Source organism: Actinomadura sp. NPDC048955 (genome assembly GCF_040649435.1).
In the GTDB taxonomy this organism is placed as follows: Bacteria; Actinomycetota; Actinomycetes; order Streptosporangiales; family Streptosporangiaceae; genus Spirillospora; species Spirillospora luteofluorescens.
In genome coordinates, this window is record NZ_JBEZJI010000040.1 from 23,955 (window position 1) to 41,724 (window position 17,770).

At 72.0% G+C, this 17,770-nt stretch carries 13 protein-coding genes; 8 read left to right on the forward strand and 5 right to left on the reverse strand.

All coding sequences use genetic code 11. From position 1 onward, the window contains the following. Positions 1 to 165: 165 nt before the first annotated feature. Positions 166 to 2,730, forward strand: a complete 2,565-nt coding sequence (locus tag AB0C84_RS30560) for a Tex family protein (protein WP_361073282.1) — start codon at positions 166 to 168, stop codon at positions 2,728 to 2,730. Between the two features lie 51 nt (positions 2,731 to 2,781). On the opposite strand, the gene AB0C84_RS30565 is transcribed toward AB0C84_RS30560, so the two are convergent. Next, positions 2,782 to 3,936 (reverse strand): EamA family transporter, encoded by a 1,155-nt coding sequence (locus tag AB0C84_RS30565; protein ID WP_361073285.1) that lies wholly within the window; start codon positions 3,934 to 3,936, stop codon positions 2,782 to 2,784. Positions 3,937 to 4,230: 294 nt separating this feature from the next. Between AB0C84_RS30565 and tig the strand changes: the two genes are divergently transcribed. From tig to clpX, 4 genes are all read left to right on the forward strand, one after another. After that, positions 4,231 to 5,730, forward strand: coding sequence for a trigger factor (gene tig / locus AB0C84_RS30570; protein WP_361073288.1), 1,500 nt, complete (start codon positions 4,231 to 4,233; stop codon positions 5,728 to 5,730). A 253-nt stretch (positions 5,731 to 5,983) separates the two neighbouring features. Next, positions 5,984 to 6,616 carry an ATP-dependent Clp protease proteolytic subunit gene (locus AB0C84_RS30575; protein ID WP_141587275.1) on the forward strand — a complete coding sequence of 211 codons (633 nt, stop codon included), beginning with the start codon at positions 5,984 to 5,986 and terminating at the stop codon, positions 6,614 to 6,616. 118 nt (positions 6,617 to 6,734) lie between these two features. Beyond that, on the forward strand, positions 6,735 to 7,340 hold the full coding sequence (locus tag AB0C84_RS30580) for an ATP-dependent Clp protease proteolytic subunit (protein ID WP_361073388.1): 606 nt from the start codon (positions 6,735 to 6,737) through the stop codon (positions 7,338 to 7,340). Between the two features lie 173 nt (positions 7,341 to 7,513). After that, positions 7,514 to 8,788, forward strand: coding sequence for an ATP-dependent Clp protease ATP-binding subunit ClpX (clpX, locus tag AB0C84_RS30585; RefSeq protein ID WP_361073291.1), 1,275 nt, complete (start codon positions 7,514 to 7,516; stop codon positions 8,786 to 8,788). Positions 8,789 to 8,874: 86 nt separating this feature from the next. Here clpX and AB0C84_RS30590 read toward each other — a convergent pair whose 3' ends face one another. Next, positions 8,875 to 9,471 carry a WHG domain-containing protein gene (locus tag AB0C84_RS30590; RefSeq protein WP_361073294.1) on the reverse strand — a complete coding sequence of 199 codons (597 nt, stop codon included), beginning with the start codon at positions 9,469 to 9,471 and terminating at the stop codon, positions 8,875 to 8,877. 64 nt (positions 9,472 to 9,535) lie between these two features. Here AB0C84_RS30590 and AB0C84_RS30595 point away from each other — a divergent pair, with 64 nt between their 5' ends. Next, entirely contained in the window at positions 9,536 to 10,699 is a 1,164-nt protein-coding gene (locus tag AB0C84_RS30595) for an SGNH/GDSL hydrolase family protein (RefSeq protein ID WP_361073297.1), read from the forward strand. A 36-nt stretch (positions 10,700 to 10,735) separates the two neighbouring features. On the opposite strand, the gene AB0C84_RS30600 is transcribed toward AB0C84_RS30595, so the two are convergent. Next, complete coding sequence (locus AB0C84_RS30600; RefSeq protein ID WP_361073300.1) at positions 10,736 to 11,860, reverse strand: class II histone deacetylase; 1,125 nt, start codon at positions 11,858 to 11,860, stop codon at positions 10,736 to 10,738. Between the two features lie 290 nt (positions 11,861 to 12,150). Between AB0C84_RS30600 and AB0C84_RS30605 the strand changes: the two genes are divergently transcribed. Then, entirely contained in the window at positions 12,151 to 13,179 is a 1,029-nt protein-coding gene (locus tag AB0C84_RS30605; RefSeq protein ID WP_361073302.1) for a LuxR C-terminal-related transcriptional regulator, read from the forward strand. 56 nt (positions 13,180 to 13,235) lie between these two features. On the opposite strand, the gene AB0C84_RS30610 is transcribed toward AB0C84_RS30605, so the two are convergent. Continuing rightward, positions 13,236 to 13,889, reverse strand: coding sequence for a response regulator transcription factor (locus tag AB0C84_RS30610; RefSeq protein WP_179847060.1), 654 nt, complete (start codon positions 13,887 to 13,889; stop codon positions 13,236 to 13,238). Further along, positions 13,886 to 14,686 carry a sensor histidine kinase gene (locus tag AB0C84_RS30615; protein ID WP_361073306.1) on the reverse strand — a complete coding sequence of 267 codons (801 nt, stop codon included), beginning with the start codon at positions 14,684 to 14,686 and terminating at the stop codon, positions 13,886 to 13,888. The genes AB0C84_RS30610 and AB0C84_RS30615 overlap by 4 nt, the downstream gene beginning before the upstream one ends. A 376-nt stretch (positions 14,687 to 15,062) precedes the next feature. On the opposite strand from AB0C84_RS30615, the gene AB0C84_RS30620 reads away from it, so the two are divergent. Next, on the forward strand, positions 15,063 to 17,684 hold the full coding sequence (locus AB0C84_RS30620; protein ID WP_361073309.1) for a valine--tRNA ligase: 2,622 nt from the start codon (positions 15,063 to 15,065) through the stop codon (positions 17,682 to 17,684). The last annotated feature ends 86 nt before the right edge of the window (positions 17,685 to 17,770 follow it).

Here is a 17,770-nt window from a genome sequence, read left to right on the forward strand (position 1 = left end):
CACCATTGTCGTCATTCGCGCCCCTGTGCTCGGTGGTGCTAGACCCCCTCTTCGTGACCGACGCGGTGGGGTTAGGCCTACCGTCATTCGAGCGTGACAAGACAACAGGCCCCGTTCCCTGGACAATGCACAGGCGACACCCAGGGGAGAAAGCGAATCCAAGCTGTGACAGCGACCATCAGCCAGACGTCCGACGGCCAGGGCCCCGGGCCCGCCCTGCGGCCCATCACCGAGCGCATCGCCGAGGAGATCGGCGTCCGCGAGGGGCAGGTGCGGGTCGCGGTGGACCTGCTCGACGGCGGGGCGACCGTCCCGTTCATCGCCCGGTACCGCAAGGAGGCGACCGGCGCGCTCGACGACGCCCAGCTCCGCGCGCTGGAGGAGCGGCTGCGCTACCTGCGCGAGCTCGACGAGCGCCGCGCCGCGATCCTGGAGTCGGTCGAGTCGCAGGGCAAGCTCACCGGCGAGCTGCGGGCGCAGATCATGACGGCCGACTCCAAGGCGCGGCTGGAGGACATCTACCTCCCGTACAAGCCGAAGCGGCGCACGAAGGCGCAGATCGCCCGCGAGGCCGGGCTCGAACCGCTCGCGGAGGCGCTGCTCGGCGACCCGTCCCGCGACCCGCGGGCCGAGGCCGCGGCGTTCGTGGACGAGGAGAAGGGCGTCGCCGACGAGGCCGCCGCGCTGGAGGGCGCCCGCGCCATCCTGGTCGAGCGCTTCGCCGAGGACGCCGACCTCATCGGCGCGCTGCGCGAGCGCATGTGGAACCGGGGCCGCATGGTCTCGCGCGTGCGGGACGGCAAGCAGGAGTCGGGCGCGAAGTTCTCCGACTACTTCGACTTCGCCGAGCCGTTCGCGAAGCTGCCCTCGCACCGCGTCCTCGCGCTGCTGCGCGGGGAGAAGGAAGAGGTCCTCGACCTCGACCTGGAGCCCGAGGACGCGGGGGAGGACCCCGCCGCGCGCAGCTCCTTCGAGGTGGAGATCGCCCGCCGGTTCCAGATCACCGACCAGGGGCGTCCCGCGGACAAGTGGCTGTCGGACGCGGTCCGGTGGGCCTGGCGCACCAGGATCCTCGTCCACCTCGGGATCGACCTGCGCACCCGGCTGCGCCAGGAGGCCGAGGACGAGGCGGTCCGCGTGTTCGCCGCGAACCTGCGCGACCTCCTGCTCGCCGCGCCCGCCGGCACCCGCACGACCATGGGCCTGGACCCCGGCCTGCGCACCGGCGTCAAGGTCGCGGTCGTCGACGCGACGGGCAAGGTCGTCGCGACCGACACCGTCTTCCCGCACGAGCCCCGGCGCAGGTGGGACGAGTCGATCGAGACGCTCGCCCGGCTGGCCCGCGAGCACCGGGTAGACCTGGTCTCGATCGGCAACGGCACCGCCTCGCGCGAGACCGACAAGCTCGCCGCCGACCTCATCGCCCGGCATCCCGACCTCAAGCTGACCAAGGTCATGGTCTCGGAGGCGGGCGCGTCGGTGTACTCGGCGTCGGAGTACGCGGGCCGCGAACTGCCCGGCATGGACGTCTCGCTGCGCGGCGCCGTGTCCATCGCCCGCCGCCTGCAGGACCCGCTCGCCGAACTGGTCAAGATCGACCCCAAGTCGATCGGCGTCGGCCAGTACCAGCACGACGTGTCCGAGGTGAAGCTGTCGCGCTCCCTCGACGCCGTCGTCGAGGACTGCGTGAACGCCGTCGGCGTCGACGTGAACACCGCGTCCGCGCCGCTGCTCACCCGCGTGTCCGGCATCGGCGAGGGCCTCGCGGACAACATCGTCGCGCACCGCGACGCCAACGGCCCGTTCCGCAGCCGCGCCGGCCTCAAGGGCGTCCCGCGGCTCGGCCCGAAGGCGTTCGAGCAGTGCGCCGGCTTCCTGCGCATCCGCGGGGACGACCCGCTCGACGCCTCCAGCGTCCACCCCGAGTCCTACCCGGTCGTCCGCAGGATCCTGGACACGGCGGGCACGGACATCAAGGCCCTCGTCGGCAACACCGCCGTCCTGCGCTCGCTCCGGCCGGCGGAGTTCGTCGACGACACCTTCGGGCTGCCGACGGTCACCGACATCCTCGCCGAGCTGGAGAAGCCCGGACGCGACCCGCGCCCGGCGTTCCGGACCGCCACGTTCAAGGAGGGCGTCGACAAGCTCGCCGACCTCGAACCCGGCATGCTCCTGGAGGGCGTCGTCACCAACGTCGCTGCGTTCGGCGCGTTCGTGGACGTCGGCGTCCACCAGGACGGGCTCGTGCACATCTCCGCGATGTCGGACAAGTTCGTCTCCGACCCGCGCGACGTCGCCAAGCCCGGCGACATCGTCCGGGTGAAGGTCCTGGACGTCGACCTGCAGCGCAAGCGCATCTCGCTGACCCTGCGCCTGGACGACGAGCCGGGCCGCGACCAGCAGGGCGGCGGTGGACGGCGCGGCGAGCAGCGCGAGGGCGGCGCACGTCCGGGACGCGGCGGCCAGGAACAGCGCGGCCGGAACCAGGGCGGCCAGAACCGGCGCGGCCAGGAACAGCGCGGCCAGGAACAGCGCGGCCAGGAACAGCGGGGCCAGGACCAGCGCGGCCGGAGCCAGGGCAACCGGAACCAGGGCGGCGGGCAGCGCCGCGGCGGTCAGGGAGGCGGCGCCGTCTCCGGTGGCGGCGCCATGGCCGACGCGCTCCGGCGCGCAGGCCTGGACAAGGGCCTCCCCAGCGACGGCAAGGGCCGTTCCGGCAAGAAGCGCTGAGACCCGGCGACGCGGAGGGAACGGTGTCCCGGCTTCGCGCCGGGGCGCCGTTCAGCCGTCGCCGAAGCCGCGCCAGCGCCCGTCCGAGCCAGTCTCCGTCGGGCGCTCCGGGCGGACGGGACGGCGCGGCTGCGGCGGCGCCGTCTCGGGCCCGGGAGCCTCGGTCCGGTCGTAGGGTCCCTGGCCGAGCGGGTCCCCCGCGTACGGGGAGCGTTGCGGCGGCACCTGCGGCGCCTGGTGGTACGCCTGGTCGAGCCTCGGCCCGCCCAGCACCGGCCCGCCGACCGCCGTGCCGAACGGGTCCGCCTCGTCCGGCGCCTCAGCGGAGGACGCGTCGGCCCCGTCCGGAACCGGCCGGTGCCGTGGGAACTGCAGGACGGCGACCGCGCCGAGCGCCAGCGCGCCCAGCCGCATCGCCGAGCGCGCCACGTCCTGCGGCCAGGGCTCCGCGTAGAGGAACGTGCCCATCGTGAGCAGGTAGGTCTTCGCGCTCACCGTCATCACGGTGGCCACGATCGACACCCGGCAGCGCTGGAACGCCATGACCATGATCCCGAAACCGATGGCCGCCGCCAGCACCGTCAGGTACGGCCACGGCGTCGCGGCGATCCGCAGGCTCGTGGCGTGCGCGTCGTCGCTCCACCCCTTGATCGCCAGTTCGGCGGTGCCGACCGGGAAGCCCGAGCTCAGCCCGTAGGCGATGCCGGTCACCGGGCGCGCGTGCCGGCCGTCGGGCCGGTGGTCGCCGAGGACCAGGATCAGCACCGGCACCAGCACCGCCGGGGCGACCACCGCGGCGATCTTCCACAGCGGCGCGTCCGCCGAGCCGATCGGCTCGTCCCCCCGCAGCGACCCGGTCAGCAGCAGGATCGCCGCGCCGATCAGCACCAGGCTGAGCCACTCGCGCGGGGTCAGCCGCTCGCCGAAGAACACCAGCGCGATCAGCAGCAGCGGCACGATGCCGGACATGAAGATCGGTACCGCGGTGGACAGCGGGAGGTTGCGCAGCGCGAGGATCTGCAGGCCGAGCCCGCCGAGCACGATCCCGAGCGCGATCAGGAAGACCCAGTTGGTCACGATCGTCCACACCATGTGCGGGATGCGGTTGCCCCGTACCGCGGGCATCCGGTCCGCCGCGAGCTTGAACACGGCGAACCCGAGGTAGTAGAGACCGGTCGCACTGAAGGCCGCGGCTATCCCGTTCATCCCGGACGAGTATGGGGGTCCCGGTGCTCCATGTCACTGCCCGTGCGGCGGCGTTGACGCGGATTCGCCGGGCTTGCGGGCCTCCGATGTCCGCAGACGGCGCCGCTACCCCATAGACTTGGCCGCGCGAAGGCGCGGAGCCGTATTTCGGCGTGCCCGCGCCGCTGAGAGACTGACCGGCCGAGCACCACGGCGCAGCCCGCTGCGTGGAGGCCGAGGGCTCGCACGTAAAGAGGAAGAGAACGCGTCGACCGCCGCGGCCGAGACAGCGCCCGATCAAGGAGACCGACCCCAGTGAAGACCGATGTCGAGGAGCTGACCCCCACGCGGGTCAAGCTCACCGTCGAGGTTCCGTTCGACGAGCTCAAGCCGAACCTCGACAAGGCGTACAAGGAGATCTCGCAGCAGGTGCGGATCAAGGGCTTCCGGCCCGGCAAGGTTCCCGCCCCGCTGATCGACAAGTACGTCGGCCGGGGCGCGGTCCTCCAGGAGGCGGTCAACGACGCGCTTCCCGAGCTGTACGGCCGCGCCGTCGAGGAGTCCGAGATCTTCGTGCTCGGGCAGCCCGACGTCGAGGTGACCGAGCTGGAGGACGGCACCCAGTTCGCCTTCACCGCCGAGGTCGACATCCGGCCGAAGTTCGAGGTGCCCGACTACGACGGCCTGGAGGTCGTCGTCGAGGACGCCGAGGTCGACGACGAGCAGGTCGCCGAGACCATCGACAACCTCCGCGAGCGCTTCGCCTCGCTCACCGGCGCCGAGCGCGCGGCCGAGGACGGCGACTTCGCCACCATCGACCTCGTCGCGCGGATCGACGGCGAGGAGATCGAGGACGCCTCCACCACCGGCTACTCCTACGAGGTCGGCAGCAACTCCGCGATCGAGGGCCTGGACGAGGCCATCGTCGGCCTCGCCGCGGGCGAGGACAAGACCTTCACCGGCACCCTGGTCGGCGGCGAGCACGCCGGCGAGGAGGCCGAGATCACCGTCACCGTGCAGAGCGTCAAGGTGAAGAACCTGCCCGACCTGGACGACGAGTTCGCCCAGCTCGCCAGCGAGTTCGACACGATCGACGAGCTGCGCGAGGACGTGCGCGTCCGGCTCGGCCGCCAGGTGAAGCTGCAGCAGCTGTCCGAGGCGCGCGACAAGGCCCTCGAGGCGCTCCTGGAGAAGGTCGACATCCCGCTCCCCGAGAAGGTCGTGGACGAGGAGATCGACCGCCGCAACCAGCAGCTGGAGCAGCAGCTCCAGATGGCGGGCATGACCAAGGACGACTACCTCAAGGAAGAGGAGAAGACCGCCGAGGAGTTCGACACCGAGGTCGCCGACGCGGCCCGGCTCGCGGTCAAGGGCGGCTTCGTGCTCGACCAGCTCGCCGTCCAGGAGGAGCTGAACGTCGAGAACGAGGAGCTCAGCGAGTACGTCGTCTCGCAGGCGATGCAGATGGGCGTGCAGCCGCAGCAGCTCGCCGAGTACCTGACGCAGAACAACCAGCTCCCCGCGATCGTCTCGGAGGTGCTGCGCAGCAAGGCGCTGAACCTCGTGGTCGAGCACGTCACGGTCAAGGACGAGTCGGGCAACGAGATCGACGTCGACGCCGTGCAGCGCGAGCTGAACGGCGAGACCGTCCAGGCCGAGGACGCCGCCGAGGACGCCGCCGACGAGACCGCCGCCGTGCAGGCCGAGGGCGGCGCGCCGGAGGAGGCCCCCGAGGAGGCGGCTGAGGCCGCCGCTGAGGAGGCCCCGGCCGAAGAGGCTGCCGACGAGCAGGACGGCAAGGGCAAGGACGCCTAGAGCTTTCTCCGGACGTCCGCGAAGCACCGGGCACGCCCCGCATCCGTACGACGGGTGCGGGGCGTGCGCGTTGAGCGGGGGCCCGCCGGGCCGGCTCCGGCGGCGAAGATCGTCCGCAACGTGCGAGTCGCCCGGGCCGCGCCGGGTACGCCCCTGGCGAAAAGCCGGGCCCCTGGGCGTGAGTGGGCCCGTGAGCGCGTTAATGTCCAATCATCCGAACCGATTAAAAGGACCGGAGGAACACCCGGTGAGCATGCCTCCGACTTTCGACGAGTCGTCGCGGATCCAGGCGCGGGTCGCCGAGGCGCCCCTGTTGCCTCTGGGCGACCAGCTGTTCCAGCGGCTGCTGCGCGAGCGCATCGTCTTCCTCGGCCAGCAGGTCGACGACGACATCGCCAACCGCATCTGCGCCGAGCTCCTGCTGCTGTCGGCCGAGGACGGCCGCCGCGACATCACGCTCTACATCAACTCGCCAGGTGGCTCCGTCACCGCGGGCATGGCGATCTACGACATCATGCAGTACGTCCCGAACGACGTCGTGACGGTCGGCATGGGCCTGGCCGCCTCGATGGGCCAGTTCCTGCTGTGCGCGGGCGCCCGGGGCAAGCGGTACGCCCTGCCGCACGCGCGGATCATGATGCACCAGCCGTCCGGCGGCATCGGCGGCACCGCCTCCGACATCAAGATCCAGGCCGAGCAGATGCTGTACGTGAAGAAGACGCTCGCCGAGAAGATCGCCGAGCACACCGGCCAGGAGCTCGACCAGATCGAGCGCGACTCCGACCGGGACCGCTGGTTCACCGCCGACGAGGCCAAGGACTACGGGTTCGTCGACCACGTCGTGCTCAGCGCCAACCAGGTGCCCTCCGAGGGCCCCGTCTCCTGACGACCTCACAACGATTCGGAGGCACACAGTGAGCGACCTCATCCGACCCGGTTTCGGCGATACGGTCCGGCCCGGCGCGTTCGCGGGCGGCTCTCCAAGGCCGGTCGACGACCGCTACATCATTCCGTCGTTCGTCGAGCGCACCACGTACGGGGTCAAGGAGATGAACCCGTACAACAAGCTCTTCGAAGAGCGGATCATCTTCCTCGGCGTGCAGATCGACGACGCGTCCGCCAACGACGTGATGGCCCAGCTGATCACGCTGGAGTCGATCGACCCCGACCGCGACATCAGCATCTACATCAACTCGCCGGGCGGCTCGTTCACCGCCATGACGGCGATCTACGACACGATGCAGTTCGTCAAGCCCGACATCCAGACCGTGTGCATCGGCCAGGCCGCGTCCGCCGCGGCGGTGCTGCTCGCGGCCGGGACGCCGGGCAAGCGGGCGGCGCTGCCCAACTCGCGGATCCTGATCCACCAGCCCGCGACCGAGGGCAGCTACGGCCAGTCCAGCGACATCGAGATCCAGGCGCGCGAGATCATGCGGATCCGCGATCTGCTGGAGTCGATCCTGGCCGAGCACAGCGGCAAGGGCATCGAGGAGGTCCGCCGCGACATCGAGCGCGACAAGATCCTCACGGCGGCCGAGGCCAAGGACTACGGCCTCATCGACGACGTCTTCGCCAGCAGGAAGCGGAAGGCCGAGGTAGTGTCGTCCTGAGACGGCACGAGGACGAGGGAGTCCCCCAGCCCGGTCGTCACACTTCCGGGCGAGGGGCTTTCCAAGTCCGCTGGAGGCGGTAACGTCGAACCCGACGTCGTGAGCCTCCGGGACGCAGACCAGCTGCGCCGCATCCTCCAAGGCTGGCGGCCCCACGAAAAGGAGACGGTTGGGTGGCACGCATCGGCGACGGTGGTGACCTGCTCAAGTGCTCGTTCTGCGGGAAGAGCCAGAAGCAGGTCAAGAAGCTCATCGCGGGTCCGGGCGTGTACATCTGCGACGAGTGCATCGATCTCTGCAACGAGATCATCGAGGAGGAGTTGTCCGAGACCTCCGACCTCAAGTGGGACAACCTGCCCAAGCCGCGGGAGATCTACGAGTTCCTCGACTCCTACGTCATCGGGCAGGAGACGGCGAAGAAGGCACTGTCCGTCGCCGTCTACAACCACTACAAGCGGATCCAGTCGGGTGACACCGGCCGTGACGACATGGTCGAGCTGGGCAAGTCCAACATCCTGCTCCTCGGTCCCACCGGATCCGGCAAGACGCTGCTCGCGCAGACGCTCGCCAAGCTCCTCAACGTGCCGTTCGCCATCGCGGACGCCACGGCGCTGACGGAGGCGGGCTACGTCGGGGAGGACGTCGAGAACATCCTCCTCAAGCTGATCCAGGCGGCCGACTACGACGTCAAGAAGGCCGAGACGGGGATCATCTACATCGACGAGGTCGACAAGATCGCTCGCAAGAGCGAGAACCCGTCGATCACCCGGGACGTGTCGGGGGAGGGCGTCCAGCAGGCGCTGCTGAAGATCCTCGAGGGCACCACCGCGAGCGTCCCGCCGCAGGGCGGGCGCAAGCACCCGCACCAGGAGTTCATCCAGATCGACACCACGAACGTGCTGTTCATCTGCGGCGGCGCGTTCGCCGGCCTGGAGAAGATCGTCGAGTCCCGGGTCGGCAAGCAGGGCATGGGCTTCGGGGCGCAGATCCGCTCCAAGTCCGACTTCGAGGAGTCCTCGGCCGTGCTCGGCGACGTGATGCCCGAGGACCTGCTGAAGTTCGGCATGATCCCCGAGTTCATCGGCCGGCTCCCGGTGATCACCTCCGTGCACAACCTGGACCGCGAGGCCCTGATCAACATCCTCACCGAGCCGAAGAACGCGCTGGTCCGCCAGTACCACCGCCTCTTCGAGCTCGACGGGGTCGACCTGGAGTTCACCGACGACGCCCTGGAGGCCATCGCCGACCAGGCCATCCTCCGCGGTACCGGGGCTCGCGGCCTCCGCGCGATCATGGAGGAGGTGCTCCTGTCGGTGATGTACGAGGTGCCGAGCCGCCAGGACGTCGCCCGCGTCGTCATCACCCGCGAGGCGGTCCTGGAGCACGTCAATCCGACCCTCGTCCCGCGCGACCGCCCCAAGCGCGAGCCGCGGGAGAAGTCGGCCTGACGCCGCACCGGGCCGGCACGGCACGAGCCTGAAAACGCACGAGAGCAGCGGACGCCCCCGGGGCACCGCTGCTCTCGGCGTTCCGGCTAGTTTCGCGTTCCGCCTGAGGTGGTCTTGCGGGACGGGTGGTTTCTGAGGGCGAAGTCGACCGTGTCCAGCGCCCAGGCCCAGGACGCGTCGGCCTCGCGGGGGGTGTGGCCGAACGCGCCCGCCAGTTCCAGGCTCACGTAGCCGTGGAAGACGCTGCCGAGGAAGCGCACCGCGTCCGTCTGGTCGGGTTCGGGAAGGTCGTATCCGCGCAGGATCGCCCTCGTCATCTCCGCGTGCCGGGGCCCGGCGCTCGCCGCGGCCGTCTGCGGGTCGAGGCCGAAGCGGGCCGCCGCGTACCGTCCGGGATGCTCCGCCGCGTAGGCGCGGTAGGCGCCGGCGCACGCCACGAGCGCGTCCTTGCCCGCGCGCCCCGCCACCGCGCCCGCGACCCGGTCGGCCAGCTCCTCCAGGGCCAGCAGCGCGACCCGCACCTTCAGCTCCCGCGCGTTCTCGATGTGCGCGTACAGGCTCGGGTCCCTGACGCCGAGCCTGCGCGCCACCGCCGAGACGGTCAGCCGGTCGAAGCCGATCTCGTCGGCCAGCTCCGCCGCCGTCCGGGCGAGGCGCTCGGCGGTGATGCCCGCGCGTGCCATGGGTCCTCCGAACCTAGAGTAACTTGGTTGCTGCCTAATTGTATTAGGAAACTAGGAGGCGGACATGACCGAGTGGACCACCACCCCCATCGACGCGCGCCTCGTGCGCGGCGCGCTCGAACTGGAGCGGACCGGGCGCGGAGTGCTGCCGCACCGGCTGCCCCTCGCCGCGCGCGCACAGTTCCCGGACGAGTACCTCGCGAGGACGGAAGAGCAGCCGTCCGGCGTCCGGCTGGCCTTCCGCACCCGGGCCACCGCCGTGGAACTGGACGTGCTGCCCACCAAACGGGCCTACGAGGGCACCCCGCCCCAGCCGGACGGCCTCTACGACCTTGTGATCGACGGGCGCCCGGCGGGCCGGGGCAGCGTTCCCGGCGGCAACCTGACCGTCATCGACATGGCGACCCAGAAGGCGGTCACCAGGCCGGGCGAGCCCGGCACCCTGCGGTTCGCGGGCCTGGCCGCCGAGGCCAAGAACGTGGAGATCTGGCTGCCGCAGGTCGAGCCCACCGAGCTGATCGCACTGCGCACCGACGCCCCCGTCGAGCCCGTCCCGGACGACGGGCGCCCCGTGTGGCTGCACCACGGCAGCTCGATCAGCCACGGCTCCACCGCCGCCGGCCCCACCTCCACCTGGCCCGCGGTGGCCGCCACCCGCGGCGGGGTGAACCTGGTCAACCTGGGCTTCGGCGGCAACGCGCTGCTCGACCCGTTCACCGCGCGCGCCATCCGCGACACCCCCGCCGACCTGATCAGCCTCAAGATCGGCATCAATGTCGCGAACGCCGACGCGATGCGGCTGCGCACGTTCGGGCCCGCCGTGCACGGCTTCCTCGACACCGTCCGCGAGGGGCACCCCGACACGCCGCTGCTGCTCGTCTCGCCGATCCTGTGCCCCGTCCAGGAGCACACGCCGGGGCCTCTGGCCCTCGACCCCGAGGCGCCGCGCCTGCGGTTCCGGGCCACGGGCGACCCGGCGGAGGTCGCGAGCGGGCGCCTGACGCTCACGGTCATCAGGGACGCGCTGGCCGGCATCGCCGACCGGCGCGCCGCTGACGATCCCCACCTGCACTACCTCGACGGCCGCGCGCTCTACGGCGAGGCCGACTACGCGGAGCTGCCCCTGCCGGACGAGGTCCACCCGGCCCCCGAGAGCCACCGCCGCATCGGAGAACGCTTCGCCGCGCTGGTCTTCGAAGCCGGTCAAGGAGCCTTCGCGGCCCGCTGAGCGAGCCAGGGAAGGGGCTTGGGCGCTCGCCCGCCGCTAGGCGGCCGGGCCGGGGGCGATGTCGCCGACCAGCGCCGCGACCTCGTCGACGAGGGCCTTCTGGTGCGCCTGGAGGTCCTGGCCCGCCATGCCGGAGACCACCGGCAGGAACGGGTCGTCGAAGGGCTCGGCGCCGGCCAGGGTCTCGATGACCGCCAGACCGCAGAACGGCACGTACACCGGGTTGTAACCGCCCTCGTGCGACATCGCGATCCGGCCGGCGCACACGTCCTCGGCGACGTCCATGAGCCGCCGCGTCATGGTCCGGTAACCCATGGAGGTGAGCAGCTGGCGGGCCAGCGGGTCCATCGCGCTGCCGTCGAAGCCCGAGGCCACGAGGATGAGATCCGGCCGGAACCGCTGCAGGGCCGGCGCCACCACCTGGTCCATGGCGTAGAGGTAGCCTCCGTCACCGGTTCCGGGAGGCAGCGGGACGTTCAGCGCGTACCCGAAACCGGCGTCATCGCCGCGTTCGGTGAGCGCGCCGCTGTCCGGCGGGAAGCAGTTGTCCTGGTGCAACGAGATCGTGAGCACGTCCGGGTCGCCGTAGAAGAAGGACTGCGTCCCGTTGCCGTGGTGGACGTCCCAGTCGACGACCGCGATGCGCCGCACTCCGAGGACGTCGCGGGCGTGCCGTGCGGCGATGGCGAGGTTGCCGAAGATGCAGAACCCCATGCCGCTTCCCGCGACGGCGTGGTGACCGGGCGGGCGGACCAGGGCGTACCCGTTGGCGACGTCGCCGTTGACGACCGCCTCGACCATCGTGATGACGCCGCCGGCCGCCAGGGTCGCGATCTCGTAGCCGCCCTTTCCGAACGGGCTGAAGCCGTCCCCGGCGTCGCCTCCCTTCGGCCACCCGCTCTCGGTCCTGATCCGCTCCAGGTGGTCCCGGGTGTGGACCTTCAGGATCTCCTCCTCCGTGGCGTGCCGCGGCCGCACCCGCTCCAGCCGGTCGATGAGCCCGGACACGACGATCAGTTCGTGGATGCGCCGCTTGGTCTCGGCGTTCTCCATGTGCATGTAGGGCTGCAGCCCGGCCGCCGGGTCCGCCCCGAACAGGCCGGCGTTCGATCCGGTGTCGTGCCAGCCGAAGATCTCGTGGTACAGGTAGCCCGTGGCCATCGCTCGTTCCTCTTCCGGTGACGAGGGCGCATTGCCCAGTGGAGGCACCGGTCGCCGCAGGTCCGCCTGCGGGCCCGGTCGCGTTATGGGATCGCGGGCCGGGCGTCCGGGACATCCGTAGAACTGCGGAGTCGCCCGACCGGCGCGGGGCCGGCCCCGCCCCGGCGCGCCGGGGCGTGCGCGGCTACGGATCGTGATGCCGGCAGATCTTGTCCGGGCACCCGTCCGCACCATAGGTTCGGGACTCTCGTCGTGGCTCGCTGCCCGACCGCGCGCGGCCAGGAGGTGTCATGCCCACGTATCGGCATGTCGCGCTCGCGGCCGAGATCGGCATGCTGGTCCACGAGCCCGACGCGGTCCACGCGCGCCAGGAGATGCTGCGCCTGCTGAACGAGGTGGTGGAAGGCGACGCCGCGTCCCTGATCGCGGTCGATCCGTTCGACGGGGAGCACCGCCAGGTCGCCGGGCTGGGTTACACCGCCGAGACGGCGCGCTCGCTGGCCGTCGACTTCGCCCGCACCCCCTGGTTCGACGACGTGCTCAACTCCGAGACGCCTCCGTCCATCTCCGAGGAGCCGAGCCAGAGCTTCCGCCGCGGCTGGTTCTACGAGGAGCACGTGGAGCCCGCGGGATTCCGGGACGGAATGACGGGGGCCCTGCGGCGCCACGGGCGGTACGTGGGCCTCGTGCACCTCTCCAGCGGACGTCACGGGGCGTTCGACACCCGGGGACGCCGGCTGCTCGCGTCCCTCATGCCCGCGCTGGCCGCGGTGGCGGACGTGGCCGGGCGCGCCGTCCACGCCGGCGGAGTGCGGCCCTCGGATCGGGTCGCCCTCGTGTCCGGCGACCGCGTCGTGCCGGTGCCGGAGCGGAAGCGGCCGCAGGTGCTGGAGGACGGCGCCTTCCGGAAGGTCGTCGGAGAGTTCGGGGGGGCGGGCGGACGACGGCTTCACGCCCTCTGGCCCCTCGACCGGACGTGGCACCGCGTCGGGCTGCTCTCACCCGAGCTTCCCGTCCGCCTGCCGGGGGCGGTGCTCGTCCATACGCGGCCCGCCGTGGTGCCGTACGGCCTGACCTGCCGCGAGGTGGAGGTCCTGACCCGTCTGGCGATGGGGATGTCCAACGACGTCATCGCCCAGCAGTTCGTCCTGTCGCCGCGCACCATCCACAAGCACGTCGAGCACGTCCTGCAGAAGACCCGGACTTCGAGCCGGACCGAGGCCGCGGCGCTCGCCGTGCGCGAGGGCATCCTGCGCCCTGTGCCCGGGCTGCCTCGGCGCGCCGGGGTGCGGGCCTTCCTGACCCGTGCGGGCGGCTGACGCGCCGTCCGCCGGGGACGGTCCGGGCCGGTTCGCGCCGCCCCGCACGGGGGACGTCAGCCGCGGGACTCGCCGAGGCCGGCCTCGCGGGCCAGGACGATGGCCTGGGCGCGGTCGGCGACGTGCAGCTTCATGAAGATGTTCGAGACGTGGTTGCGGACGGTCTTCTGGCTCAGGTAGAGCGTCCCGGCGATCTCGGTGTTGCTGCGGCCCTGCGCGATCAGTTCGAGGACCTCCCGCTCCCGCTCGGTGAGCTGCGGGAACGCGGCCTGCCGCGGGTCGGGCAGCTCGGTGAAGTAGGTGAGCACGCGGCGCGCGATCTCCGGGCCGTAGATGGCCTCGCCCGCCGCGACCGCCTTCACGGCGCGGGCGATCTCCTCCGCGCCCGACTCCTTCAGCAGGTAGCCGCGGGCGCCGGCGCGCATCGCCGCGAAGACCGAGTCGTCGTCGCGGAACATCGTCAGCACCAGCACGCCGATGCGCGGGCTGGTGCGGGTGATGGTGCGGGTCGCCTCGATGCCGTTGCCGCCGGGCATGTGCAGGTCCATGATGACGACGTCCGGCTGCAGCTCCGCCGCCAGCCGCACCGCGCCCGGCCCGTTCTCGGCCTCGCCGACGACCTCCACCCCGAGCGCCTGCAGCAGCCCCTTCAGCCCCTGCCGGAACACCGGGTGGTCGTCGGTGATGAGCACCCGGATGGTCTCGGTCATCGCCGCCCGTCTCTTCCGATCGAGGGACGATGATACCCGGCGGCGATCCGGGCGGCGGCGAGCGGGAGGCGGACGGTGACGACGGTCCCGCCGCCGTTGCGGGACGTGATGGCGCAGCTGCCGCCGACCTCGGCGGCCCACTCCTTCATCGCGGCCAGGCCGCGCCGCGGCCTCGGCTGGCCGCCGTTGCGGGCGGCGTCCGGCAGGCCGGGCCCGGTGTCGGCGACCATCAGGTGGAGGTCGGCGTCGCGGGTCAGCCTGACCGTCGCGGTGCTCTCGGGGGCGTGCAGCCGGACGTTCGTCAGCGCCTCCTGCACGATCCGGTACGCCGCGACCTCCACCGCGGCCGGCAGCCCCGCGGGCTCGCCGTCGAACCGGACGTCCACCCGCTCGCAGCAGCCCTCGGCGAACGACTCGATCGCGGCGACGAGGCCGAGGTCGTCCAGCGCGGGGGGCCGCAGCCCGTGCGCCAGGTCCCGGATCTCCCCGACGGCCGTCGCCAGCCGGTCCCGGACCTCGGCGAGCAGCGGGTCCATCCGCTCCGGCTCGCCGGCGAGGGTGATGCGGGCCGCGTCCAGCGACATGGCGAGGCTGGCGAGCGTCGGCCCGAGCCCGTCGTGCAGGTCGTGCCGCAGCTGGCGGCGCTCCTCCTCCCGGCTGGCGAGGATGCGCTCCCTGGAGCGCTGCAGGTCGGCGGTGAGACGGCGGAGGTGAGGGATGGTCGCGGCACGTGCCGCCACGGCCCCCGCTGTGAACGCGCCGGCCAGCACGGTGGCGCGTGCCAGTACCGCTCGCATCCCGTCCCTCTCCCTCCGCCCCGCCGTCGAGGAGCTTCGCCGCCAGCCTTTCCGGCGGGGCGACCCGGTGTCAGGTGACCAGTGTCCCGACCGCGGCGGGAAAACGCTCTCTGCCCCGTCCGACCGCGTGTCGCGGACGTTGCGCATGACGCTGGCCAGGCCGGTGTCCGGCGGGCGGCAGGCCGGGCCGCGCGGCGATCGCGGCCACGGCCCGGTCACAGGACGGGCGGGCGGGCGGAGGTTCCGGTCGACCGGATCAGGGTGATCTGCATGGACGTGCGGTGCGCGGCGAGGGCCGCCCGGCGCGGGATTTCCTCGGCGCGACCGGCCGTCCCCGGGGCCGTCCACCCCCGGCGTCCCCGTAGAATCGTCAGCCGTGACACAGCCCAGCACTGAGCGCGGCCAGGGCGCCGCCGCGGACGTCGACCTTCCCACCCAGTACCGGCCGGCCGATGTCGAGGGCCGGCTCTACGAGCGGTGGGTATCGGCGGGGCTGTTCACCGCCGACCCCGAGCGCGCGCCGGAGCGTCCCGCCTTCTCCATCGTGATCCCGCCGCCGAACGTGACCGGCTCGCTGCACATGGGCCACGCCCTCGACCACTCCATCCAGGACACCCTCGTCCGGCGCCGCCGGATGCAGGGCCACGAGGTGGCGTGGGTGCCGGGCATGGACCACGCGGGCATCGCCACGCAGAACGTGGTGGAGCGCGAGCTGGGCAAGGAGGGCCTGTCGCGGCACGACCTCGGGCGGGCCGACTTCGTCGAGCGGGTCTGGCGGTGGAAGGCGGAGTCCGGCGGCCGCATCCTCGGCCAGATGCGCCGGCTCGGCGACAGCGTCGACTGGACGCGCGAGGCGTTCACGATGGACGACGACCGCGCCCGCGCCGTCCGGACGATCTTCAAGCGGTTGTTCGACGACGGCCTGATCTACCGCGCCGAGCGCATCATCAACTGGTGCCCGCGCTGCCTGACGGCGCTGTCGGACATCGAGGTCGAGCACGAGGACGTCGACGGCGAGCTGGTCTCGATCCGGTACGGGTCGGGCGAGGACGAGATCGTCGTCGCGACCACCCGGGCCGAGACGATGCTCGGCGACACCGCCGTGGCCGTCCACCCGGACGACGCCCGGTACGCGCACCTGGTCGGCCGGGAGATCGAGCTCCCGCTGACCGGCCGCCGCATCCCGGTCGTCGCCGACGAGCACGTCGACCCCGCGTTCGGCACCGGCGCCGTCAAGGTGACCCCCGCGCACGACCCGAACGACTTCGAGATCGGGCGGCGGCACTCGCTGCCGTCCCTGTCGGTCATGGACGAGCGTGGCAACGTCACCGCGCCCGGCCCGTTCGAGGGGCTGGACCGGTTCGAGGCGCGCCCGGCGGTCGTGGCCGCGCTGCGCGAGCAGGGCCGGATCGTCAAGGAGGTCCGCCCGTACGAGCACTCGGTCGGGCACTGCCAGCGCTGCTCCACGGTCGTCGAGCCGCGCGTGTCGCTGCAGTGGTTCGTCAAGGTCGAGTCTCTGGCGCGGGCCGCGGGCGACGCCGTCCGCGACGGCCGCGTCAAGATCCACCCGCCGGAGATGGCGTCCCGCTACTTCGAGTGGGTCGACAACATGCACGACTGGTGCATCAGCCGCCAGCTGTGGTGGGGGCACCGGATCCCGGTCTGGTACGGGCCGGACGGCGAGGTCGCCTGCCCGGGCCCTGACGAGGAGCCGCCCGCCGGGTGGACGCAGGACTCCGACGTCCTCGACACGTGGTTCTCCTCCGCGCTGTGGCCGTTCTCCACGCTCGGCTGGCCGGACGAGACCCCCGACCTGAAGCGCTTCTACCCGACGTCCGTCCTGGTCACGGGCTACGACATCCTGTTCTTCTGGGTCGCCCGCATGATGATGTTCGGGCTGTACGCGATGGACGGCGTCCAGCCGTTCGGCACCATCGCCCTGCACGGGATGGTCCGCGACCAGTTCGGCAAGAAGATGTCCAAGTCGTTCGGGAACGTCATCGACCCGCTCGACTGGATCGACGCCTACGGCGCCGACGCGACCCGCTTCACGCTGCTGCGCGGCGCGAACCCGGGCGGCGACGTCCCGGTGGCCGAGGAGTGGGCGCAGGGCTCGCGCAACTTCTGCAACAAGCTGTGGAACGCGACCCGGTTCGCGCTCATCAACGGCGCGCACACCCGCGGCGCCATGCCCGCCGAGCTCTCCACGGTCGACGCCTGGGTGCTGTCCCGGCTGCACACGGTGATCGCCGAGGTCGACGCGCACCTGGAGGCGTTCGACTTCGCGAAGGCGTGCGAGGCGCTCTACCACTTCGCGTGGGACGAGGTCTGCGACTGGTACGTGGAGCTGGCCAAGGTCCAGCTCGCCGACGGGCGCGCCGAGGCGACCCGCCGCGTGCTCGGCGAGGTCTTCGACAACCTGCTGCGGCTGCTGCACCCGGTCGTCCCGTTCGTCACCGAGGAGCTGTGGACGTCCCTCACCGGCGCGGAGACGGTCGTCACCGCGCCGTGGCCGGCGGCCGACCCGGCGCGGCGCGACGGCGCCGCCGAGGAGCTCGTCGGCTCGCTCCAGCGGATGGTGACCGAGGTGCGGCGGTTCCGCGCCGACCAGGGCCTCAAGCCGGGTCAGCGAGTCGCCGCGCGGATCGAGTGGAACGGCTCCGCCCTGCACCGCCACGAGGACGGCATCCGCGCGCTGCTGCGCCTCACCGAGCCGGAGGACGGCTTCTCCTCGACGGCGTCCCTGCCGGTCGAGGACGTGAAGGTGCACCTCGACACCGCCGGGGTGATCGACGTGGCGGCGGAGCGCAAGCGGCTGGAGAAGGATCTGGCCGCCGCCCGCAAGGAGGTCGACCAGGCGCGGCGCAAGCTCGGCAACGAGGCGTTCATGGCGAAGGCGCCGGAGGCGGTCGTGGCGAAGAACCGCGACCGGCTCGCCCAGGCGGAGTCCGACATCGGCAGGCTGGAGGCCCAGCTCGCCGCGCTCCCGGCGGGCTGACCCCGGCGCGGCGGGCCGGCCGGGCCGCCCTTGACACCGGTGCTGACACGGCGATCCGTCGGCGCGGCGGTGCCCGCCGCAGTTAC

Excerpts from the sequence above, each read along its gene's own strand:
- AB0C84_RS30590 (WP_361073294.1), bottom strand. The coding sequence starts at position 9,471 with ATGGCACGCGCGGGCATCACCGCCGAGCGCCTCGCCCGGACGGCGGCG.
- AB0C84_RS30595 (WP_361073297.1), top strand. The coding sequence starts at position 9,536 with ATGACCGAGTGGACCACCACCCCCATCGACGCGCGCCTCGTGCGCGGC.
- AB0C84_RS30605 (WP_361073302.1), top strand. The coding sequence starts at position 12,151 with ATGCCCACGTATCGGCATGTCGCGCTCGCGGCCGAGATCGGCATGCTG.
- AB0C84_RS30575 (WP_141587275.1), top strand. The coding sequence starts at position 5,984 with ATGCCTCCGACTTTCGACGAGTCGTCGCGGATCCAGGCGCGGGTCGCC.
- AB0C84_RS30600 (WP_361073300.1), bottom strand. The coding sequence starts at position 11,860 with ATGGCCACGGGCTACCTGTACCACGAGATCTTCGGCTGGCACGACACC.
- AB0C84_RS30615 (WP_361073306.1), bottom strand. The coding sequence starts at position 14,686 with ATGCGAGCGGTACTGGCACGCGCCACCGTGCTGGCCGGCGCGTTCACA.
- AB0C84_RS30565 (WP_361073285.1), bottom strand. The coding sequence starts at position 3,936 with ATGAACGGGATAGCCGCGGCCTTCAGTGCGACCGGTCTCTACTACCTC.
- AB0C84_RS30610 (WP_179847060.1), bottom strand. The coding sequence starts at position 13,889 with ATGACCGAGACCATCCGGGTGCTCATCACCGACGACCACCCGGTGTTC.